Origin of the sequence: Bradyrhizobium sp. CCBAU 53415, from assembly GCF_028128735.1 — a bacterium.
In the GTDB taxonomy this organism is placed as follows: Bacteria; Pseudomonadota; Alphaproteobacteria; order Rhizobiales; family Xanthobacteraceae; genus Bradyrhizobium.
Genome location: NZ_LBJF01000022.1, coordinates 153,906 through 174,409, shown reverse-complemented (window position 1 = coordinate 174,409; position 20,504 = coordinate 153,906). Strand labels below are relative to the sequence as shown.

The 20,504-nt window shown below is 63.4% G+C and carries 19 protein-coding genes; 3 read left to right on the top strand and 16 right to left on the bottom strand.

Features of this window, described 5'->3' with window-relative positions; translation table 11 throughout:
- Nucleotides 1-3: 3 nt before the first annotated feature.
- Nucleotides 4-756 (bottom strand): endonuclease III, encoded by a 753-nt coding sequence (nth, locus tag XH87_RS15305; RefSeq protein WP_271587926.1) that lies wholly within the window; start codon nucleotides 754-756, stop codon nucleotides 4-6.
- Nucleotides 757-778: 22 nt separating this feature from the next.
- Between nth and XH87_RS15300 the strand changes: the two genes are divergently transcribed.
- Nucleotides 779-1,312: a DUF2244 domain-containing protein gene (locus XH87_RS15300; protein ID WP_271587925.1), complete on the top strand. Its 534-nt coding sequence runs from the start codon at nucleotides 779-781 to the stop codon at nucleotides 1,310-1,312.
- A 54-nt stretch (nucleotides 1,313-1,366) separates the two neighbouring features.
- Nucleotides 1,367-2,263 (top strand): methylated-DNA--[protein]-cysteine S-methyltransferase, encoded by an 897-nt coding sequence (locus tag XH87_RS15295; protein WP_158667762.1) that lies wholly within the window; start codon nucleotides 1,367-1,369, stop codon nucleotides 2,261-2,263.
- Nucleotides 2,264-2,379: 116 nt separating this feature from the next.
- Here the strand turns inward: XH87_RS15295 and XH87_RS15290 are convergent, their stop codons facing one another.
- The 13 genes from XH87_RS15290 to dnaK form a co-directional block, all read right to left on the bottom strand.
- A complete protein-coding gene (locus tag XH87_RS15290; RefSeq protein ID WP_271587924.1) occupies nucleotides 2,380-3,003 on the bottom strand; it encodes a 2,3-bisphosphoglycerate-dependent phosphoglycerate mutase in 624 nt (207 codons plus the stop codon).
- Nucleotides 3,004-3,026: 23 nt separating this feature from the next.
- Nucleotides 3,027-3,842 carry a 4-hydroxy-tetrahydrodipicolinate reductase gene (gene dapB / locus XH87_RS15285; RefSeq protein ID WP_035712139.1) on the bottom strand — a complete coding sequence of 272 codons (816 nt, stop codon included), beginning with the start codon at nucleotides 3,840-3,842 and terminating at the stop codon, nucleotides 3,027-3,029.
- A 139-nt stretch (nucleotides 3,843-3,981) separates the two neighbouring features.
- Nucleotides 3,982-5,010: a M23 family metallopeptidase gene (locus XH87_RS15280; protein ID WP_271587923.1), complete on the bottom strand. Its 1,029-nt coding sequence runs from the start codon at nucleotides 5,008-5,010 to the stop codon at nucleotides 3,982-3,984.
- Entirely contained in the window at nucleotides 5,007-6,167 is a 1,161-nt protein-coding gene (locus XH87_RS15275; protein WP_271587922.1) for a helix-turn-helix transcriptional regulator, read from the bottom strand. The genes XH87_RS15280 and XH87_RS15275 overlap by 4 nt, the downstream gene beginning before the upstream one ends.
- Before the next feature lie 45 nt (nucleotides 6,168-6,212).
- On the bottom strand, nucleotides 6,213-7,577 hold the full coding sequence (locus XH87_RS15270) for an HlyD family type I secretion periplasmic adaptor subunit (RefSeq protein WP_271587921.1): 1,365 nt from the start codon (nucleotides 7,575-7,577) through the stop codon (nucleotides 6,213-6,215).
- Nucleotides 7,574-9,259 carry a type I secretion system permease/ATPase gene (locus XH87_RS15265; RefSeq protein WP_442868275.1) on the bottom strand — a complete coding sequence of 562 codons (1,686 nt, stop codon included), beginning with the start codon at nucleotides 9,257-9,259 and terminating at the stop codon, nucleotides 7,574-7,576. The genes XH87_RS15270 and XH87_RS15265 overlap by 4 nt, the downstream gene beginning before the upstream one ends.
- A 175-nt stretch (nucleotides 9,260-9,434) precedes the next feature.
- On the bottom strand, nucleotides 9,435-10,736 hold the full coding sequence (locus XH87_RS15260; RefSeq protein WP_271587919.1) for a calcium-binding protein: 1,302 nt from the start codon (nucleotides 10,734-10,736) through the stop codon (nucleotides 9,435-9,437).
- 381 nt (nucleotides 10,737-11,117) lie between these two features.
- Nucleotides 11,118-11,423, bottom strand: a complete 306-nt coding sequence (locus XH87_RS15255; protein ID WP_271587918.1) for a DUF1330 domain-containing protein — start codon at nucleotides 11,421-11,423, stop codon at nucleotides 11,118-11,120.
- A gap of 18 nt (nucleotides 11,424-11,441) precedes the next feature.
- Nucleotides 11,442-12,152, bottom strand: a complete 711-nt coding sequence (pyrF, locus tag XH87_RS15250) for an orotidine-5'-phosphate decarboxylase (protein WP_271587917.1) — start codon at nucleotides 12,150-12,152, stop codon at nucleotides 11,442-11,444.
- Between the two features lie 6 nt (nucleotides 12,153-12,158).
- Nucleotides 12,159-12,737 carry an NADPH-dependent FMN reductase gene (locus tag XH87_RS15245; RefSeq protein ID WP_035712131.1) on the bottom strand — a complete coding sequence of 193 codons (579 nt, stop codon included), beginning with the start codon at nucleotides 12,735-12,737 and terminating at the stop codon, nucleotides 12,159-12,161.
- 57 nt (nucleotides 12,738-12,794) lie between these two features.
- Nucleotides 12,795-13,394 carry a class I SAM-dependent methyltransferase gene (locus tag XH87_RS15240; RefSeq protein ID WP_035712128.1) on the bottom strand — a complete coding sequence of 200 codons (600 nt, stop codon included), beginning with the start codon at nucleotides 13,392-13,394 and terminating at the stop codon, nucleotides 12,795-12,797.
- A gap of 88 nt (nucleotides 13,395-13,482) precedes the next feature.
- Nucleotides 13,483-14,619 (bottom strand): molecular chaperone DnaJ, encoded by a 1,137-nt coding sequence (gene dnaJ, locus XH87_RS15235; protein WP_271587916.1) that lies wholly within the window; start codon nucleotides 14,617-14,619, stop codon nucleotides 13,483-13,485.
- Between the two features lie 260 nt (nucleotides 14,620-14,879).
- Nucleotides 14,880-16,781, bottom strand: a complete 1,902-nt coding sequence (gene dnaK, locus XH87_RS15230; protein WP_025033017.1) for a molecular chaperone DnaK — start codon at nucleotides 16,779-16,781, stop codon at nucleotides 14,880-14,882.
- Nucleotides 16,782-17,174: 393 nt separating this feature from the next.
- Between dnaK and XH87_RS15225 the strand changes: the two genes are divergently transcribed.
- Nucleotides 17,175-18,116 (top strand): hypothetical protein, encoded by a 942-nt coding sequence (locus XH87_RS15225; protein WP_271587915.1) that lies wholly within the window; start codon nucleotides 17,175-17,177, stop codon nucleotides 18,114-18,116.
- 416 nt (nucleotides 18,117-18,532) lie between these two features.
- On the opposite strand, the gene grpE is transcribed toward XH87_RS15225, so the two are convergent.
- The gene (gene grpE, locus XH87_RS15215) at nucleotides 18,533-19,150 is read right to left on the bottom strand and encodes a nucleotide exchange factor GrpE (protein WP_271587914.1); all 618 of its coding nucleotides are present in this window, start codon (nucleotides 19,148-19,150) and stop codon (nucleotides 18,533-18,535) included.
- Nucleotides 19,151-19,248: 98 nt separating this feature from the next.
- Nucleotides 19,249-20,337, bottom strand: coding sequence for a heat-inducible transcriptional repressor HrcA (gene hrcA, locus XH87_RS15210; RefSeq protein ID WP_271587913.1), 1,089 nt, complete (start codon nucleotides 20,335-20,337; stop codon nucleotides 19,249-19,251).
- Between the last annotated feature and the right edge of the window lie 167 nt (nucleotides 20,338-20,504).

Here is a 20,504-nt window from a genome sequence, read left to right as displayed (position 1 = left end):
ATCTCACACCGTCTTCTCCGGCCACCGGCAAAGATCGTTGATCAGGCACACCTCGCAGCGCGGCTTGCGCGCGAGGCAAGTATAGCGGCCGTGCAGGATCAGCCAATGATGGGCATGCAGCATGAACTCGGCCGGGATGACCTTTTCGAGACCGAGCTCGACCTCCAGGGGTGTCTTGCCGGGCGCAAGTCCGGTTCGGTTGCCGACGCGGAAGACATGCGTATCGACCGCCATGGTGTGCTCGCCGAAGGCCATGTTGAGCACGACGTTCGCTGTCTTGCGTCCGGCGCCGGGCAGCGACTCGATCTCGGCGCGCGTGCGCGGCACCTGGCCGCCGAATTCGCTGAGCAGCTTCGCCGACAGCGCGATCACGTTCTTCGCCTTGGTGCGGTAGAGGCCGATGGTCCTGATGTAATCGCGCAGCCGCTCCTCGCCGAGATCGAGCATCTTCTGCGGGGTGTCGGCGACCTCGAACAAGGCGCGCGTCGCCTTGTTGACGCCGGCGTCGGTCGCCTGCGCCGACAGCACCACGGCGACCAGCAGCGTGAACGGATTGACGTGCTCGAGCTCGCCCTTCGGCTCCGGATTGGCCTTGCGGAAACGGCTGAAGACCTCGTGGACCTCAGCCGGCGTCCACGGCTTCATGGCTTTGAGCGATTTCTTCGCGGGCGCCTTCGGTTTGGTCGCGACCGGCTTTGCCTTTTTCTTCGACACCGCCGCTTTGCGCGGGGCCGGCTTGCGGGTGATTTTCGCCATGATCGGGATATACTGATGGGCGATGAGCACAGGCAACGAAATTGAGAGCGCGCGATCCGAAATGGAGGATGAGCCTCAGATCTTCTCCGCGCGCCTGACGCCGCACCGCTCGCTGAACCGCGCCGGCTTCCTCGCCGTGATGCTGTTCCTGAGCGTCGTCAGCTTCATCACCGGCCTCTCCTTCCTGATGATGGGCGCCTGGCCCGTGTTCGGCTTTTTCGGTCTCGACGTGCTGGTGATCTGGTGGGCCTTCAAGGTTAATTTCCGCGCGGCGCGGGCCAGCGAGGAGATCGTGGTTACACCGTCGGAACTGCGCGTGCGTCGTGTCAGCCATCGTGGCCAGGTTGCCGAATGGACCTTCAATCCGCTCTGGGTCCGGCTCGACCAGGAGGTCGACGAGGAATACGGCATCGAGCACCTCTATCTGATCTCGCGCGGCCGCCGGCTGCTCATCGCCGGCTTTCTCGGACCTGATGAAAAAGCCAGTTTTTACAATGCCTTGGTCGGAGCCCTGAATGCTGCGCGGCGTGGACCGACCTATAATCCGGTGACCTGAGCACGGTCAGAAATCGGGTGGTTTCGAGCCACCCCCTCTCCTACATTTCCGGTCATGATGACCCTCGCGATACATGACCAGCGCCTGGCCAAGCCGGGCACCCAGAACGCCGCCTTGCGCGACTATGATTCGGTGCGCCGGGCGATCGCCTTCATTTCGGCGAACTGGCGCGCGCAGCCGACCATCGAGGCGATGGCGGATGCCGCCGGCGTCACGCCGGATGAACTGCACCATCTGTTCCGCCGCTGGGCTTCGATCACGCCGAAGGCTTTCATGCAGGCGCTCACCCTCGACCACGCCAAGAACCTGCTCAGGGAGTCCGCCAGCATCCTCGACGCGGCGCTCGACTCCGGCCTGTCGGGGCCGGGCCGGCTGCACGATCTCTTCGTCACCCACGAAGCGATGTCGCCAGGCGAGTGGAAGAACGGCGGTGCCGGCCTCACCCTGCGCTACGGCTTCCATCCCTCGCCGTTCGGCACCGCGATCGTGATCGCCACTGACCGTGGGCTGTCTGGACTTGCCTTCGCCGATCCCGGCGAAGAGGGGATCGCGCTCGCCGATATGACGCGGCGCTGGCCGAATGCCACTTATGTGGAAGATCACGAAGGCACCGCACCGCTCGCAGCGCGCATCTTCGACCCAAGGCTGTGGCGGCCGGATCAGCCGCTGCGCGTGGTCCTGATCGGCACCGATTTCGAGGTGCGGGTGTGGGAGACGCTGCTGAAGATTCCGATGGGACGCGCGGTGTCCTATTCCGACATCGCCTGCAACATCAACAGCCCGAAGGCCTCGCGCGCCGTCGGCGCTGCCGTCGGCAAGAATCCGGTCTCCTTCGTCGTGCCCTGTCATCGCGCGCTCGGCAAGAGCGGCACGCTCACCGGCTACCACTGGGGCATCACCCGCAAACAGGCGATGCTGGGCTGGGAAGCGGGGCAGCTGGGGATGGAGTGACTTTCCGATGTCGTTCCGGGGCGATGCGAAGTATCGAACCATGGTGCGCAATTGCGCGCCTGAGAAGCTCGAGATTCCGGGTTCGCCCTTCGGGCGCCCCGGAATGACAGCGTCGATTAGCCCGCCAGATCCAGCTTCGAGGCCACCGTCGAATCCGCATTGAGCCGATAGATGATCGGCACGCCAGTGGCGAGCTCGCGCTTCAGGATGCCCTCCGGCGAGAGCTTCTCCAGCACCATGATCAGCGCGCGCAGCGAGTTGCCGTGGGCGGCAACCAGGGTGCGCTTGCCGTTGAGCACGCCGGGCAGGATCTCCCGCACGTAATAGGGCAGCGCCCGCGCGAGGGTGTCCTTCAGGCTTTCGCCGCCGGGCGGCGGCACGTCGTAGGAGCGGCGCCAGATCAGCACCTGGTCCTCGCCCCATTTCTTGCGGGCATCGTCCTTGTTGAGACCGGAGAGATCGCCGTAGTCGCGCTCGTTCAACGCGAGGTCCTTCGAAGTCGGCAGACCGGTCTGGCCGAGCTCGGCGAGGATGAGATCCAGCGTGTGCTGCGCGCGCGTCAAGACCGAGGTGAAGGCGACGTCGAACACGAGACCCTGCGCCTTCAGCTTGCGGCCGGCTTCCCTGGCTTCGTTCACACCGAGCTCGGTGAGGTCAGGATCCTTCCACCCCGTGAACAGGTTCTTCAGATTCCATTCGCTCTGGCCGTGGCGCACGAGCACGAGAAGACGTTCGCTCATTGACTGCTTTCCGTTGGGTTCGTTCAGATGTCGGCGAGGCCGAGCACGTCGGCCATGGAGTAGTGCCCCGGCTGCTTGCCGTGCGCCCACAGTGCCGCCTTCAGCGCGCCATGGGCGAACAGCATGCGGTCCTCGGCCTGATGCGACAGCGTCAGGCGCTCGAACGGGCCGAGGAAACTGACGCTGTGATCGCCGGCCACGGTGCCGCCGCGCAAGGACGCGAAGCCGATATTGCCCGGCCGGCGCGCGCCGGTGATGCCGTCGCGCCCACGCTCGGAATGTTCATCGAGGGTGACGCCGCGGCCGCTGGCTGCAGCCTGGCCCAGCATCAGCGCCGTGCCCGAGGGCGCGTCGACCTTCATGCGATGATGGGTTTCGACGATCTCGATATCGAAGCTCTGGTCGAGCGCCTTGGCAACGCGCTTGACCACCGCGGCGAGCAGGTTGACGCCCAGGCTCATATTGCCCGACTGCACCACGACGGCGCGATTGGTGACGCTCCTGATCACGGCGTTGTCGGAACCGGACAATCCGGTCGTGCCGATGACGTGGACGATGCCGCGCTCGGCAGCGATCGCGACATTGGCGATGGTCGCCGCCGGGACGGTGAAGTCGAGGATGCCGTCGGCATCCTTCGACATTGCCCAGAGATCCGCGGAGAGCTTGATTCCGTTCGCCGGCAGGCCTGCGAGCACGCCGGCATCCTTGCCGAGCAGTTCCGAGCCCGGCGCCTCCAGCGCGCCGGCCAGCACCGCGCCCTTGCTCTCGGCGATCGCCCGCGTCAGCGCCCGTCCCATCCGGCCGCCGGCTCCTGCAACAATCAAGCGCATGTCGGACATGGTGTGATCCTTTCCATGGCCCTATACCGGTCGCGGGCGGTTTGAGCAACCGATGGAACTGTCGGGATTGCGCGGACGAGGGGATTTGACGGCGGGCGGGCGGATGCGGGCTCCGCGGATCAACGGAAAATATCCTGGATCAACGCGATCGAACCGGGAGTTCCCAGAGCTCTCTCAGCACGACCTGGCCGGCGTGCTCAACGGTGTATTCCGCCTTGTAGGTGCCCGGGTCCCAGCCGTTGGCGGGGCGCTTTCGACCCGTGAACAGAAAAGCTTGAGCCTTATTGTGCTCGACGGGCGCAGCATTGTTTTGGGCGATCACGTTGCCGGAGGGACTGCTGACGACAAGTCGCTGCAGGTCGCCCGATTTCAAACCGATGATGCGGACAAAAGCGACAATGGCCGCCGAGGTCGCGGAAGGCAATTCCACGTCCGTTCTTCCATCCTCGATGAATTCCATCGTCACCGGGGCACTCGCAAAACCCGTGTTCAGGACCGCCCGATCCTGATAGCGGAGCCGCGCCTGGAGTGCGGGATCCCAGAGCATCTCTCCTCCGCCGCAGGATTCCGGGCTCGAGCCGTAGGCAAAAGGATCTATGATCGAACCGTTGTGCCGGACCGTGAAGTGGAGGTGAGGATACTCGGTCAAACCCGATAGACCTACTCGGCCGAGCGGCTGCCCTCGTGTTACGGAGTCGCCGGGCTTCACCTGAAGACTACCCGTTGCCAAATGACAATATTGCGTTTCCCAGTGGCCGTCGTGTTCGATCAAAACGCCATTGCCACATTCGACATCACGCACAGCCTCGCGGGCGGATTTGCGAAACGCGCCGTCCGGCAGATTTTCCCGAGTTCGAACGACGCGCCCGCTTGCGGACGCGAGAACGTCAACGCCAACCCGTTGCGCCTGCAGCGAGGGGAGCCGAAAATCAGTTCCGTTGTGCCCATCGTATGTCAGCGTGCCACACTTGTAGTCCCTTGCTGCCGGCGAAGGATCGCGATCCGTATAATTCTGAATGTAGCACGTCCTGCCGGGCTCGCAGGCGATCGGCATCCCCAGTTGGATGGGTTCGGCAAGGGCATTTCCAGGGACAGCGAACACAAGGACCGCAATCACAGGCGAAAGACGGAAAGAGATCGCTGCGAGCGGACGGACTGGTGTCATCATGAACGCTTCGAACGCAGGCCCGAACCGAACGGCGATTGCGTGAGATGATGAAGCACAAAGAACTCGGATTGCCGGTTGATTCCCAGTTTGAGCATAATGCGCTTGGTGTAGGTTCTCACTGTTGCTTCGGTCAGCCGGAGGTCAGCACCGATCTGTCGCGGACACTTGCCTTGAAGGATCCGAGTAACGATCCGCTCTTCGGCGAAATTCAGGCCGAAAGCCGCGGCGATACGGTGCGCTCCCGACACCTCATCGAATTGCGGCACGATGACAAGCGCTTTTCCGCTATCGCAAGGCGGCGGCGCAGCTCCGATTCTGGCAAAGGCAAACCGCTCGCGCTCGGTTGAAAGAGGCACGGTTGTATCCAACCACTCCCGATCGGCGCGCGAACTCAATGATTCGCGAATCGCCTCCCTCAAGGCGGCCGTTACCGAACTGCTACGCCCCGCCAACCGGTCTCCATTCGCCTTGAGGAGTTCGCCCTTGGCCATCAGCGATTGCGCGCTGCCGTTGATTTCGTGAACGTGAAGATCTTCGTCAACGATGAGGGCGGGAAATGCCAGAACTCCAAGCCAGGCGGCGGCATCTTCCTGGCGTTGCTGCAACCGTACCAGATCGCTTGCAGTCTCCCAGATCGCACGCACCGCACGCACCAGGCACGGAACCTCTGCCCGAGTAAGTCCCACTGAACGCCATCCCGCGACAAAGACGACGGTCATGCCGTCGCAAGCGGCGAACCTTCCTATCACAGAATGACCTTTCAGATCCGGTTCGGGTCCGATCAGCCTTCGCACGAAGGTAGTGCGCGTATGGACGGGTTCGAGCAGCGTACAACCTGTACTAGCGCCCTTGCCGACAATCCGCGCCACCATGGCCGTGCACGAGGGATCGATGGTCGCCTGCCCGATCCGCACCTGTAGCAGTTCCTGGCAGGAAGGCCGACGTATTGCCGCCGCGACGTAGCAGCTGCGGCATTCGAGGAGCTTCGCAATCCCCCTACCAAAATACTCCATCGTCGTACGGCCGACGCTCTGATCAGCAGGTTCCGCGGACTGTTCGACCAGGCCTTCCGCATCAATCGTCGAACGTGCGCTGTCGGTATGACAAAAGCCAACCCTGTTCTGCCAGTGGGGCAGTACCTTGCCATTCTGGTGCAAGTGCTCCTCCCGCAATATCGATGCAGCCAGCCTTGCGCCAGCGGCCTAACTCTCCCTGAAAGCGCGGTGGATCCGCAGCACCATGGGCTGCAGCAAATACTCCGCAAAGGTTCTTTCTCCCGTCTCAACGAACACCTCGACGGGCATTCCGGGCAACAACGACGAAAGGTAATATGCAGTCGGCGTAGCGGTGCTTAACTCCAGTTCCGCCATGTAGGAGGCCGCTCCCGTCTTCGGGTCATTCAGAGCATCTGCGGCAACCGCAACGACCTTCGCTTCCAGCATGGGTATTCGCCGGATGTTCAACGCGAGGACGCGCACGCGCGCCGTCTGTCCCACATAAACCTCTTGTCGATCCGTCGGCTTCAGCGTTGCCTCGATGACAAGCCGGTCTTGGAGAGGCACGATTTCCAGGAGAGTTTCCCTAGGTGCAAGCACGGCACTGAGGTCCCTGCTGTTGAGGCCGACGACTTTTCCACCTTCAGGTGCACGCAATTCGGACCGTACAATCTGATCACGCAACGCGGCAATTCGATGTCGAAGAGCGCCAATCTCTTCGCTTGTGGCGTGCAGCTGCTTCGCGATATCCCGCTTCTGGTCCAGCTCCAGCTGCCGACGCCTATCGTCCAATTCGGCGATCTTGGCTCGTGCCTGCGAGATCGATGCTGCATTGCGGGCGATCTGCCCTTCCGTTTCAGCCTGGCTACGTTGCAGAGCCAGTAGACGCGGCTTGCGCGCGAGGCCCTTCGCGAGCAAGGAGCTCGTGTCCGCGATTTCCTCTTTCAGAAGGGCAAGTTGCTGCTCTGCCCCATTCGTGTCGCCCTCCAGGCCACGAATGGTGTCCTTCGATTGCAGCATCTGCTGATCGATCTGCCGTCGCTCACCCTCGATCGCCGTCAAGCGCGCCGCAAATTCGGCTTGCTGGGTTTGTACGGCAATGCCCGCGGCCGCAGCGGAGCTCGTTCGCAGTTCATCCGGAAATCGTATTGCTTTTTTGCCGGCCTGTTCGGCGGTCAATCGTGCTTCCATCGCAAGATCCGCAAACAATTTCGTCTCAAGCGAGCCAAGCATCGCCTCGATCTGCGTGGTGTCGAGCCGCGCAATGACCTGACCGGCCTGGACACGATCATTTTCTCTGACCAGGATCGACTTTATGATACCTCCCTCGAGATGCTGCACGGCCTTCCGTTTCGAATGCACCTTGATGAAGCCGGACGCCACGACAGCGCTGCGGAGCGGTACGGTGGTCGCCCAGACGCCGATGCAGCAGAACTGCAGAACGAGCAACACACACCCCCACGCCACGATGCGCCGCATGTCGGAGCGTGGTTCGCTGAATGCTGCCCGCCGATCGCCAGTCGCCGCATGGCGGGAGATGACGACGTTGCGACCATGACCTTGCGACGTCATCGACCTGCTCCTCGGGTCCTAGGCAGCCGGGATTCTCCTTCGCGATCGATGTCGGTCGACTTCGCCATCGGCGTGACCTCGGATATGCGGAGGGGCAGAACTTTTCTGGGCGGACCAAACGCGAGCTGAATGCCATCTCTGAGCAGCAATACGGCATCTGCGATCGTCAGGAGGCGGGGCCTGTGCGTCACGATGACCAGCGTTGCGCCGCGCGCCTTGACCTGCAAAGCCGCAGAGCAGAGCGCTTCCTCGCCGTCCGGGTCGAGATTGGCATTTGGTTCGTCCAGCAGCATCAACTTGCGGTCGCCGTAGAACGCTCGTGCAAGGCCGATCCGCTGGCGCTGGCCACCTGAGAGCTTGCTGCCGTCGCGCCCGATCTCGGTCTGATAGCCGGATTGCAGGGACAGGATCATATCATGCGCCTGCGCGAGCATCGCTGCCGCGGTGATGTCTTCGTCGCGCGCGTTTTCGTCGAATCCGGCGATCGCTTCTGCGACGGTACCGCCAACGAGCTGCACGTCCTGGGGAAGATATCCGACGAACTTGCCGAGTTGATCGGCATCCCAATTGTGGAGAGCGGCGTGATCCAGTCGGATCGTGCCGCTACTCGGCGGCTCAAGGGCAGCCATCAGCCGCAGCAGGGTCGACTTCCCAGCCCCCGTTGGACCTATGACAACCACGATTTGCGAGGGGCGGCACTCAAAGCTTATACCTGCGAGGACGGCACGTTTGGCTCCAGGTGGCCGATAAGCCACGCGATCGATGACCACCCTGCCGGACGGCATCGGAAGCAAGGTCTTTCTCTTTCGCGCCAATACCGGCGCGGCGGCGGCCTGGACCTGTGTCCAAGCCTCCTGCGCGGATGCGAGCGCGCGCCAGGCCGTGATCAGCCCTTCCATGGGTTGGAGCGTGCGCGCCACCAGCAGCGAACTCGCAATCAGGCTGCCCGACAACACCTCATTTTGAAGCACCAGCCAGGCACCCGCTCCGATCGCGGCAATCTGCAGGATTGTTCTGACCATGCGCGCGGCAGCGCCAATCGCGTAGACACGTTCACTGGCCCGGACGACGGGCGCCATTGCCTGGTCGTTGAGCCGCATGAATTCGCTGACCGCGCCGAGAGTCCACCCCATCGCGCGCACGAGGCTGGCATGCCGGACGATCCCATCCAGGGCGGCCTGCGTCCGCAGGGCGGCTCCCGAAGCGTCGGCGGTTTCGGTGCGCGCGATCCGGCGGCTGATGACGCCCATCACCAGCAGAATCACCGTCCCGACCAGAGCGATGGCGCCATACCAAACGTGGAGGAAGAAGAGAATGAGGATGAAGGCAGGGAGGAACGGAGCGTCGATCAGCGTTGTAACGGTGCCGCTTGACAGAAAGGTCCTCAGCTCACGAACCTTGACGAGATCGTGCGTCCTCCCATCGCCGCGACTTGCCGCGTCCACGATGGTGCCTTCGAGAACGATTGGGGCGACGCACCTCTCGAACCCAACGGCGAACCGACTGAGGAGCCGGCTACGCAAGATATCGAAAACGGCGCTAAAGACGAGAGCCGCTGCGGCGATGGCCGTAAGACCGACAAGCGTTTCAACGCTACCACTGCTGATCACCCGGTCGAACACCTCGATCGAATAGAAGGGAACGACCAGAAGCAGCAGGTTCACCGAGATGCTGAAGGCCACCACCCACGCGAAAGCATGCCGTCCCGGAATCAATCCGAACAGCGATCTCTTCCCTGTCGCTGGGCTCTCAGGCGGACGCAAATACATGACCGGCAGGCAATGTTACCGACTGACTAGTACGGATTGCAGAAATGCAACGGCGGGGCGGACCGGTAGCCGCCCCGCCGAACGGGCCTCACACGACTTCGATGACCGTGGCCCCCGCAGCCACGTTGATGTCGTCGATCGTCGTGAATGGCGTTGCGCCTCCCGTGACGCCGTCGAGTTGAATCGTTCCGAAGCCGAAGTCGAGCACGGTATTGGTGCCATCGTCGTCGACTACGATCGAGTTCGGATCGAATCCCGGCGCAGCATCGACGTGTATCAGATCACCATCGGTGAGACTGAAATCCGTTATCTCGTCATCACCGAAGTTGGTGGCGGTGTCGTCACCGAAATTATAGGTGTCGGCGCCCGCACCACCCGTCAGCACGTCGTCTCCCGTACCCCCGTCGAGGACGTCGTTGCCGTTACCGCCATTCAGCTCGTCATCGCCTGCGCCGCCGGCGAGCGTATCGTTGCCATTTCCGCCCGCGAGCGTGTCGGCTCCGTCTCCGCCGTTTAGCGTATCGTTATTGTCGCCGCCGGCAAGCGTATCGTCGCCCGCGTCGCCGTTTAGCGTATCGTTGCCCGTGCCGCCGCTGAGTTCGTCCGCGCCGTCACCGCCATTCACGGTGTCATCCCCGGCTCCGCCCGACATAGTGTCGTCTCCGGCGTCGCCGAACATCGTGTCGTTACCGGCACCGCCATCCATAAGGTCGGCTCCGGCGTTTCCATGCATGGTGTCGTTGCCAGCATCCCCGTTCAGCGTGTCATTGCCGGCACCCCCATTCAAGACGTCGTCGTCCGCACCGCCATTGAGCGTGTCGTTTCCGAGGCCGCCGTTCAGCGTGTCATTGCCCTCGTCGCCGTTGATGACATCGTCGCCGACGCCTCCGCTCAACGTGTCGTCGCCAAGACCGCCGTTCAAGGTGTCATTGCCGGCATCACCACTCAGCGTATCATTGCCTGCGTCTCCCCAGAGGGTATCGGCTCCGGCGCCACCGTGGATGGCATCATCGCCATCTCCGCCGTGAATGGAGTCGGCACCCGCGTCACCAAAGAGCTGATCGTCACCCAGGCCGCCGTCAATCGTGTCGTCGCCGGCGTTGCCGTGGATCGTGTCGAGGCCGTCATTGCCCGAAAGATTGTCGTCTCCGGCACCACCGCTGATGGCATCGTCACCGTCGCCGCCGGCGATCGTATCCACACCGGCATTGCCGTTCAGAGTGTCGTTACCAGCACCACCATCGATGTTGTCGTCACCCGCGCCTCCGTTCACGAGGTCGTTGCCATCCAACCCGGTGATCGTATCGTTGCCTGCCAGCCCGTTGATCTCGTCGTCAGCTGCCGTTCCGGGAAGGATATCGTCGCCTGCCGTTCCATTGATGAGTGCCATGATTTCCGCTCCTTGATTCAAGGTTTTCGTGATGCGGGTAGGCTTGCCTCCGATGAGGGACGTAGTGCTTTGCTTGGGTGACCTTCCATCGCCCCTGTTGTACAGTTCGAACAAAGCAACCTTGAATGAAAATTGGGCAGCGTCGCAATCCCCATTTGGGGACAAAAGAATTGTTGCAAAGAAGCTGGGTGAGTAACGCGACGGAGGCAGGTGGAGCGGCCAATCCCCCCCTTCAGGGAAGTCCTGGAACCGCTCGGCTGCATCAGGCGAGATTTACCTCGCGGCCGATCTCGCCACAATTTGGCGAGACAGCCGCTCGGGCGAAGGGGCGCTCGCTGATCAGCAATCCACACTCATGAATTGACGACCGCGCGTTCCTTTTTACGACGGCTGCGGACCTTCATAGCCTTCGATGATGATGAGGTCGGCCACCGAGTGCGGCTGGCGCACCTTGATGTTGGCCTGGTATTCCGGCGAGTTGTAGCAGGCGAGCGCAGTCTCGTAGTCGGGGAATTCGATCACGACGTTGCGGTTGCGGCTGGCGCCTTCGACGATGGTGAATTTACCGGCACGTACGACGAAACGGCCGCCCCATTTCTTGAAGATCGGACCGTTGGCGACGGCATAGGGCTTGTAGCCCTCGTCATTGCTCACGTCGACGCGTCCGATCCAGTAGCCTTTCGCCATTGTCGTTCTCCCTTGTGATTAGCCGAGTGCTTGAGCGATCTCGGCCTGGATTGCGTCGGCCGCCGCCTTGGGGTCAGCGGCCTCGAGGATCGGCCGTCCGACGACGAGATAGTCGGCGCCCGCAGCGATCGCACGACCCGGCGTCATGACGCGCTTCTGGTCGCCGGTCGGCGTGCCCGCGGGACGGATACCGGGTGTGACGAGGCTCATCTGATGGCCGACGATCTTGCGCAGGGCACCCACCTCTTCCGGCGAGCAGACGAGTCCATCGATGCCAAGCACCTGCGCCTGCTGCGCGCGCGCCTCGACCAGTTCGGAGACACCGAGCCGATATCCTGCCGCGTGCAGATCGTCGTCATTGTAGGAGGTCAGCACGGTGACCGCGAGAATCCTCAAGCTCGACTTACCGCGCCCTTCGACCGCCGCCTTCATGGTCTGCGGATAAGCGTGAACGGTGAGGAAAGTCGCCCCCAACTTGGCGACACTCTCGACACCGCGCATCACGGTGTTGCCGATGTCGTGCATCTTGAGATCGGCGAACACCTTCTTGCCCTTGCCGGCGAGCTTGCCGATCAGCGGCAGGCCGCCGGCATAGGCGATCTGATAGCCGATCTTGTAGAACGTGACGCTGTCGCCGAGCCTTGCGACCATCGCCTCGGCAGCCTCCGGGCTCGACACATCGAGCGGAACGATCAGGCGGTCCTTGGGGGCGATCTCGGCTGGCGTCATGTCACCTCACATCATACGTTGGGAAACGTCGATCAACTGCGCTACCAGCTCCTTCAGCGCGGCGATATCGCCCTCGTTCTTCAGCCTATCCATATCGTCATAGGCCTGGTCGACAAAGGCGAGCGTGAGCTGGCTTGCAATCACATTGGCGTGGCAGGAGGTCAGGATCAGCCGCAAGGCCTGGAGCGCGCGGGCCGCGCCGAGCCGGCTCTGCGATGCGCCGGCGAGCGCGAAGACGCGGTTGCGGAACACCTCGCCGCGCGCCTCGTGCAGCTCGTGCACGCGGCTGACCCAGTCGATCGCGTTCTTCAGTAGCGGCGGCACCGAGGCGTTGTATTCGGGCGATACGATGAGAACGCCGTGATGGGCGCCGATCATGCGCTTGAGATTGATGGCGTGCTTGGGCACGCCGGATTTGGCCTGGAGATCGCCGTCGTAGATCGGCAGCGGAAAATCGGCGAGCGAGATGCGGGTGACGTCCACGCCTGCCCTTGCGAATTCATACGCGGCGACCGCCGCCAGCTTCGCGTTGTGCGAGCCGGTGCGCAGCGAACCCGGAATGACCAGAATCTTGGGAGCTGACATCCAATCCAATGCGTTCGGCGAAACCAGCCCGCCGCGCAAAAGGAGGAGCCGGCGGACTTAGTCCTTGCGATACACCCAGACGCGGGCCGGCGGAAGATTCATCCAGATCCGTTCCGAGGCCTCTGTGGACACGCCGGGCAGCGATTTCGGGATCGGCGGCACCACCGCATAGGTGAACTGGATGAACGGCGCACCGGGCGCGAGCGCGGTGAAGGCGTCGCGGATGAGCCGCAGCCGCGTCAGCATCGGTTTCGTGACGAGCGGCAGGCCCGAAACGACTGCGCTGGCCGGCGCGCTCAAGACGTTCCAGAGCGTGTCGCGCAGGCGGTAGGCATCGCCCTGTACCACCTTGGCCTGTGGGTAGCGGTCGCGCAGCAGCGCGCAGAAGCCGGGATTGTATTCGACGAGGACGAGACGCTTCTGGTCGATACCGCGCTCGATCAGCGCGGAGGTGATGGCGCCGGTGCCGGGTCCGAGCTCCACCACTGGCGCGTCCGAGTCGACATCGACGTAATGGGCCATGGTCCGGGCCAGGAGCTTGCCCGACGGCATTACTGCGCCCATGTGCAGTGGCTTTTCGATCCACGACCTGAGAAAGCGCACCTCGTCATCGAGACGAGGCTTCTTCAACGCACGCGCGGACGATGGCAATGGCATGTCGGGACCGGACGGGACCGCGGGACCGCGGCGTGTCAGAAAATGGTCACAAAGACGTATAGGCCGAACGCGGTACGGTCAAGACGGGTCAATTCGTCCGATTACCGAAGAAATCCTTGACCTTGGCGAAGAAGCCCTCGGATTCCGGCTGAGTGTTGCCGGAGGAGAGCTTATCGAACTCGGCCAGCAATTCCTGCTGCTTCTTGGTGAGGTTCTGCGGGGTCTCGACCACGACTTGAACGTACATGTCACCCATCTGGCGCGACCGCAGCACCGGCATGCCTTTTGACGCAATGCGAAACCGACGGCCCGACTGGGTTCCCGCCGGTACCTTCACCTTGCTCTTGCCCTTCTCGATGGTCGGCACCTCGAATTCGCCGCCGAGCGCAGCGGTCACCATCGAGATCGGCACGCGGCAGTGCAGATCGGCGCCGTCGCGCTGGAAGAACTGATGCTGGGCCAGCGACAGGAAGATGTAGAGGTCGCCGGGTGGACCGCCGCGGACGCCGGCCTCGCCCTCGCCGGCGAGCCTGATCCGTGTGCCGTCCTCGACGCCTTGCGGAATGTTGACCGACAGCGTCCGCTCGCGGGCGACGCGGCCCTGGCCCGCGCAGGAGGGGCAGGCGTCCTCGATCATCTGACCGCGCCCCTGGCAGCCCGGACAGGTCCGCTCCAGCGTGAAGAAGCCCTGCGACTGCCGCACGCGGCCGGCGCCGCCGCAGCTCGAGCAGGTCTTCGGCTTGGTGCCGGCCTTGGCACCAATGCCCGAACAGGCCTCACAGGTGACCGAGACCGGAATCTCGATCTGCGCGGTCTTGCCGCCGAAAGCTTCCTCGAGGGTGATTTCCATGTTGTAGCGCAGGTCGGCTCCGCGCTCGCGGCCGCCGCGGCCGCGCTGTCCGGCCATGCCGAACAGGTCTTCGAAAATATCGGAGAAGGAGGAGGCGAAGCCCGCGCCGAAACCGGCGCCGCCGCCAAAGCCGCCACCTTGCTCGAAGGCGGCGTGGCCGTACCGATCGTAGGCGGCGCGCTTGTCCTTGTCCTTCAGGACCTCGTAGGCCTCGTTGATTTCCTTGAACTTGACTTCGCTGGTCTCATCCCCGGGATTGCGGTCGGGGTGGAACTTCATTGCCAGCTTGCGGAACGACGACTTCAGCTTGCCTTCATCGGCATCGCGTTCGACTTCCAGGGTCTCGTAGTAGCAGCGCTTGGTGGACGTGGACATGCTGAGCTCGGTCTATCCAATCGCGATTCAAGTTGAGGCGAAACAACGTTGACACGGAACGATATAAGCGCCCTTCGACCTCGCGGCAGAGGGCTGCATGGCAGCGCTGAGAATAACGGCTGGGGATTGATCGATCGTAACGGGGCCGATTTTAGAAGAGTCTTGGCCCGTCCGTCCCGACATAACGGCCTCCCCCTTTAGGGAGGAGGCCGTTAGCGCGTGTGGGGTCCAAGCCGTCCGCATCATCACCCTCTTGGGGCTTAAGCGGACTTCTTGTTGTTCTTGTCGTCGTCGACTTCGGTGAATTCCGCGTCGACGACGTCGTCCTTGGCCGCGTCCTTCTTGGCGTCGGCCTCGGCCTGCTGCTTGTACATGGCCTCGCCGAGCTTCATCGAAGCCTGGGCCAGCGTCTGGGTCTTGGCCTTGATCGCCTCGGCATCGTCGCCCTTCAGCGCTTCCTTGAGGTCGCTGACGGCATCCTCGATGGCGCGGCGCTCGCTCTCGGCGACCTTCGAACCGTGCTCGGCCAGCGCCTTCTCGGTCGAATGCACCAGGCCATCGGCCTCGTTCTTGGCGGTCACGGCCTCGCGGCGCTTCTTGTCCGCCTCGGCATTGGCCTCGGCGTCCTTGACCATCTTCTCGATGTCGGCTTCCGACAAACCGCCCGAGGCCTGGATGCGGATCTGCTGCTCCTTGCCCGTGGCCTTGTCCTTGGCCGAGACGTTGACGATACCGTTGGCGTCGATGTCGAAGGTCACCTCGATCTGCGGCATGCCGCGCGGAGCCGGCGGAATGCCCATCAGGTCGAACTGGCCGAGCATCTTGTTATCGGCCGCCATTTCACGCTCGCCCTGGAAGACGCGGATGGTGACGGCATTCTGATTGTCTTCAGCCGTCGAGAACACCTGGCTCTTCTTGGTCGGGATCGTGGTGTTGCGGTCGATGATGCGGGTGAACACGCCGCCCAGCGTCTCGATGCCCAGCGACAGGGGGGTCACGTCGAGCAGCAGCACGTCCTTGACGTCGCCCTGAAGCACGCCGGCCTGGATCGCGGCGCCGATCGCCACGACTTCGTCCGGGTTGACGCCCTTGTGCGGCTCCTTGCCGAACAGCTGCTTCACGACTTCCTGCACCTTCGGCATCCGCGACATGCCGCCGACCAGCACGACTTCGCCGATCTCGCCGGCGGTGACGCCGGCATCCTTCAGCGCCTTGCGGCAGGGCTCGACGGTCTTCTGGATGAGGTCGTCGACCAGCGCCTCGAACTTGGCGCGGGTGAGCTTCATCGTCAGATGCTTCGGGCCGGTCTGGTCCGCGGTGATGAAGGGCAGGTTGATCTCGGTCTGCGTCGTCGAGGACAACTCGATCTTGGCCTTTTCAGCGGCTTCCTTCAGGCGCTGCAAAGCGAGCTTGTCGTTGCGCAGGTTGATGCCCTGCTCCTTCTGGAACTCGTCGGCAAGATAGCCGACGAGGCGCATGTCGAAATCTTCGCCGCCGAGGAAGGTGTCGCCGTTGGTCGACTTCACCTCGAACACGCCGTCGCCGATTTCGAGAATGGAGATATCGAAGGTGCCGCCACCGAGGTCGTAAACGGCGATCGTGCCGGCCTTGGTCTTGTCGAGGCCATAGGCGAGCGCGGCCGCAGTCGGCTCGTTGATGATGCGCAGCACTTCGAGGCCCGCGATCTTGCCGGCGTCCTTGGTCGCCTGGCGCTGGGCGTCGTTGAAGTAGGCGGGAACGGTGATGACGGCCTGATCGACCTTCTGGCCGAGATGGGCTTCCGCGGTCTCCTTCATCTTCTGCAAGATGAACGCCGAGACCTGCGAGGGCGAGTAGGTCTGGCCGTCGGCCTCGACCCAGGCGTCGCCGTTGGAGGCCTTCACGATCTTGTACGGGACGAGCTTCTTGTCCTTCTCGACCATCGGGTCGTCGTAGCGGCGGCCGATGAGGCGCTTCACTGCGAAGAAGGTGCGCTCGGGATTGGTGACGGCCTGGCGCTTGGCCGGCTGGCCGACGAGGCGCTCACCGTCATCCGTGACGGCGACGATCGAAGGCGTCGTGCGCATGCCTTCGGAATTCTCGATGACTTTGGCGTTCTTGCCATCCATTACGGCGACGCACGAATTCGTGGTGCCGAGGTCGATCCCAATGACCTTTCCCATGGTCCTGATATCCTTCTTTTTGCGGCAGGTTGGCTGGGCCCAGAAGGCACCCAAACCGAAACCCCCTAAGATCAAACATCCGCGATATTGCGATGATTGAGGCTCATATAGGAGGGGGGGAGGGGCCCGCAAGGACCGAAGCAACGTTTCGGCCGTGAAAACATTGGGTTTTGGCGGATCATATCCGGGCTCGACCGCCCTTGCGGGTGAGGAGTTATTAACGGGTTCGGGCCTCGGCAGGCCCCGCCACGGCAATCTGCCCCACCCTGTTACGGCAGGGCCAAACCCGCTAAAAGGCGACCGGCCGGCAACCGCAGCACAGCTGCTTCGCGCGACAAAGCGGCCCGGTGGCCGACCATCGAACGGCCTCAATGTGAACCAATCAGAGTGCCCATGAAGCTGATCCGCCCCCTCGCCGCGCTCGCCCTCCTCATTGCCTCCGCGCTTCCGGCCCTTGCCGCCGATGTCGTCTACCCGCCCGGCTTGCGCCTTGGCATGGTGCCCCTGGTAGGCCTCAGCACGGCAAAGACCTTTCCGGGCTTCGAGAGCGAGGACGGCAGCGTCAAGGTGCTGATCACCGAGCTGCCGCCGGCCGCCTATGGCGAGGTCGTGAGCGCCTTCAATTCGAACCCCGCCGGGGCCAACGGCGTCAAGCAGGACAAGATCGAAACCCCCGCGGGTCTTGCCTATTTCACCACCGAAAGCGGCAAGGCGGGCGATACCCCGGTGAAGCGCTATTCGATGATAGTGCCCGGCGCCGGCTTCTCCGGCTATGTCGCGGTGCAGATCCCGGAGAATGCGACCAGGATCTACAGCGATGAAGCGGTGCGGCAGATGTTTGCGAGCACCGTGACCCGCAAGCAGGTCTCGGCCGAAGAGCAGATCGCGCTGATGCCGTTCAAGATCACGAATCTGGCCGACTTCAAGGATATCCGGACCCTGGCGCCGGGCTCGAGCATCATCCTGGCCGACGGCGATGAGAGCACGGGCTACGAGTCGAGGCCGTTCATGATCCTCGGTCTGATCGGCGCCACCCCGCAGCAGGCCGACGACCGCGCCCGCTTCGCCCAGGAGGCGGCGCTCCAGATTCCCGGCGTGCGCGAGTCGCGCGTCACCATGTCCGAGCCGATCCGCATCAACGGCCAGCAGGGTTTCGAGACCCGGATCGACGGCGTCAGCGGCAAGGACAAGGTCCCGGTGACCGTGGTGCAGTGGATCCGCTTCTCGAGCGGCGGCGCATCATTGCGCATCATCGCCAGCGCCCCGCGCGACCAGTGGCTGCCCGCCTTCGCCCGCTTCCGCGCGGTGCGCGATGGGATTCAGCCGAAGGGGTAGCTGCACGCCTGGTGTCGTCCTTGCGAACGCAAGGGACACATACCGCGTGATCTGGCGATCGTGGCTTGCGGGTTATCTGAAGGGACGCAAGATCGTCGCAGGGCTGGCGACAGATTTCTGCGTCGCCTGAACCGCGCTCGACGCGCGCAAGACGGGTTTCGAGGTCTATGTAACCGAGGATGCCTGCCGCGGCATCGACACGCAGGCTCACTGGCAAAGGCCCGGGCCGACATGGCGTCGACATGGCCGAGGCCGGCGTGAAGCGGATTCAGTCTGCGGATATCGCGACGAGCGCGTAAGATTTACGATCAGTCGTTGCGGGGCGATGCAAAGCATCGAACTACGGTGCGCAATTGCGCACCTGAGAACCTCGAGATTCCGGGTTCGGCTCTGCCGCCCCGGAATGACACCGACACTCAGTTCGCCGCGCCGCTCGACTCGTTGTTGTTCGCCGCGGGCGCGGCCTTGGCGCCGCCCTTCGCAACACCGACCAGCGCCGGGCGCAGCACGCGCTCGCCGATGGTGTAGCCGGCCTGCACGACCTGCACCACAGTGCCCGACGGCACCGACGCATCGGGCACCTCGAACATCGCCTGCTGGAAGTTCGGGTCGAACTTCTGGCCCTGCGGGTCGAACTTCTTCACACCGTGCTTTTCCAGCGCGTTAAGCAGCGAGCGTTCGGTGAGCTCGACACCCTCGATCAGCGAGGTCAGACCGGGATCGGCTGCGGCACGGGCCTCGGCCGGAACGGCGTCGAGCGCGCGCTGAAGATTGTCGGCAATGTCGAGCACGTCGCGGGCAAAGCCGGTGATGCCGTAGAGGCGAGCGTCGGCGACCTCCTTGCTGGTGCGCTTGCGCAAATTCTCCATTTCGGCCAGCGTCCGCAGCATGCGATCGCGCGCCTCGGCGGCTTCCTTCTGCAAGGTTTCGACCGAGCCGGGCTCGGGATCATCGGGCATGATGTAGGGTTTTGACACCACGGGCTCGCCGTTCGGCTGGGTCGTGTCTTCGGGTTGCCGGTCGCGATCGGTCATCGGCTCTGTTCTCGAACTCGTTTCAAGGGATTTTTCTGGCCCGGATATCGTGCTTCGGACGCCGAAAATCAAGCGCCCGTGATCGGAGGAAACGCCGGTCAGCCCCCCAGAAGGCGGCTGACGATGCGGGCGGCGTAATCCACGGTCGGGATCACGCGGGCATAATTCAATCGCGTGGGCCCGATCACGCCCAAAACGCCGACGATGTGGCCGGCGGCATCCCGATAGGGCGAGATGATGGTGGAGGACCCCGAGAGCGAGAACAGCTTGTTCTCACTGCCGATGAAGATGCGGACGCCCTCGGCGGTCTCGGCGCGTCCGAGCAGGTCGATCACGCCGCGCTTGGTCTCGAGATCGTCGAACAACAGGCGCACCCGCTCCAGATCCTCCAGCGCATGCAGATCTTCGAGCAGATTGGCATGGCCGCGAACGATGAGCTGGCGATCCTCGTTCTCGCCGCCGGACCAGCTGGCGATACCGGCCGAGATCACCTTCTGCGTCAGCTGATCGAGCTCGGCACGGGCCTCTCCAAGTGCCGTCTCCAGCTCGAGCCGCGCCTCGGCCAGCGTGCGGCCGCGGATGCGGGCATTGAGGAAATTGCCGGCCTCGACGATCGCCGAGGAGGGAACCCCGGGCGGCAGCGCCAGCACGCGGTTTTCGACCTGGCCGTCCTCGCCGACGAGGATCACCAGCGCCTTCTCCGGTTCCAGGCGGACGAATTCGATGTGCTTCAGCCGCGCATTGGATTTTGGCGTCAACACGACAGCGGCGGCCCGGGTGAGGCCCGAGAGCCGCATCAAGGCCTGGTCCAGCGCCGCCTCGACCGACTGCGCCTCACCGACGGAGGAGAGCTGGCTCTGGATCGCCTGCCGCTCCGCCTCGTTGAGGTCGCCGACCTGCATCAGGGCATCGACGAAGAAGCGCAGGCCGAGTTCCGTCGGCAGCCGGCCGGCCGAGGTGTGGGGGGCATAGATCAGGCCGAGCTGTTCCAGATCGGCCATGACGTTGCGGACCGAGGCCGGCGACAGCGGCATGGCGATCAGGCGGGAAATGTTGCGCGAGCCGACGGGCTCACCGGTCGCGAGATAGCTTTCGACAATTTGACGAAAGATGTCGCGGGAGCGCTCGTTGAGCTGGGCGAGGCCTGCGCGCGGCGCGATCAGATGGATCGGATCGTGATGTGCCACAGACGGTAACTCCTCTCAGATGCTCATAATTTGTCCATCCCTGGGGCTTCTGACAAGCGCGGCGTTCGCGGCCTCGAAAACAGCGGGTGAAAAGGCCTTGCCGCCCACCCCCGCCCCACCTACAAGCACCGCGAACAGCCTTTTCCCGTGAGTTTTGGAGGATTTCC

Excerpts from the sequence above, each read along its gene's own strand:
- dnaJ (WP_271587916.1), bottom strand. The coding sequence starts at position 14,619 with ATGTCCACGTCCACCAAGCGCTGCTACTACGAGACCCTGGAAGTCGAA.
- XH87_RS15245 (WP_035712131.1), bottom strand. The coding sequence starts at position 12,737 with ATGTCAGCTCCCAAGATTCTGGTCATTCCGGGTTCGCTGCGCACCGGC.
- XH87_RS15290 (WP_271587924.1), bottom strand. The coding sequence starts at position 3,003 with ATGAGCGAACGTCTTCTCGTGCTCGTGCGCCACGGCCAGAGCGAATGG.
- nth (WP_271587926.1), bottom strand. The coding sequence starts at position 756 with ATGGCGAAAATCACCCGCAAGCCGGCCCCGCGCAAAGCGGCGGTGTCG.
- XH87_RS15280 (WP_271587923.1), bottom strand. The coding sequence starts at position 5,010 with ATGATGACACCAGTCCGTCCGCTCGCAGCGATCTCTTTCCGTCTTTCG.
- XH87_RS15225 (WP_271587915.1), top strand. The coding sequence starts at position 17,175 with ATGAAGCTGATCCGCCCCCTCGCCGCGCTCGCCCTCCTCATTGCCTCC.
- pyrF (WP_271587917.1), bottom strand. The coding sequence starts at position 12,152 with ATGACGCCAGCCGAGATCGCCCCCAAGGACCGCCTGATCGTTCCGCTC.
- XH87_RS15300 (WP_271587925.1), top strand. The coding sequence starts at position 779 with ATGAGCACAGGCAACGAAATTGAGAGCGCGCGATCCGAAATGGAGGAT.
- XH87_RS15260 (WP_271587919.1), bottom strand. The coding sequence starts at position 10,736 with ATGGCACTCATCAATGGAACGGCAGGCGACGATATCCTTCCCGGAACG.
- XH87_RS15255 (WP_271587918.1), bottom strand. The coding sequence starts at position 11,423 with ATGGCGAAAGGCTACTGGATCGGACGCGTCGACGTGAGCAATGACGAG.
- XH87_RS15295 (WP_158667762.1), top strand. The coding sequence starts at position 1,367 with ATGATGACCCTCGCGATACATGACCAGCGCCTGGCCAAGCCGGGCACC.
- dnaK (WP_025033017.1), bottom strand. The coding sequence starts at position 16,781 with ATGGGAAAGGTCATTGGGATCGACCTCGGCACCACGAATTCGTGCGTC.
- XH87_RS15240 (WP_035712128.1), bottom strand. The coding sequence starts at position 13,394 with ATGCCATTGCCATCGTCCGCGCGTGCGTTGAAGAAGCCTCGTCTCGAT.
- dapB (WP_035712139.1), bottom strand. The coding sequence starts at position 3,842 with ATGTCCGACATGCGCTTGATTGTTGCAGGAGCCGGCGGCCGGATGGGA.
- XH87_RS15270 (WP_271587921.1), bottom strand. The coding sequence starts at position 7,577 with ATGACGTCGCAAGGTCATGGTCGCAACGTCGTCATCTCCCGCCATGCG.
- grpE (WP_271587914.1), bottom strand. The coding sequence starts at position 19,150 with ATGACCGATCGCGACCGGCAACCCGAAGACACGACCCAGCCGAACGGC.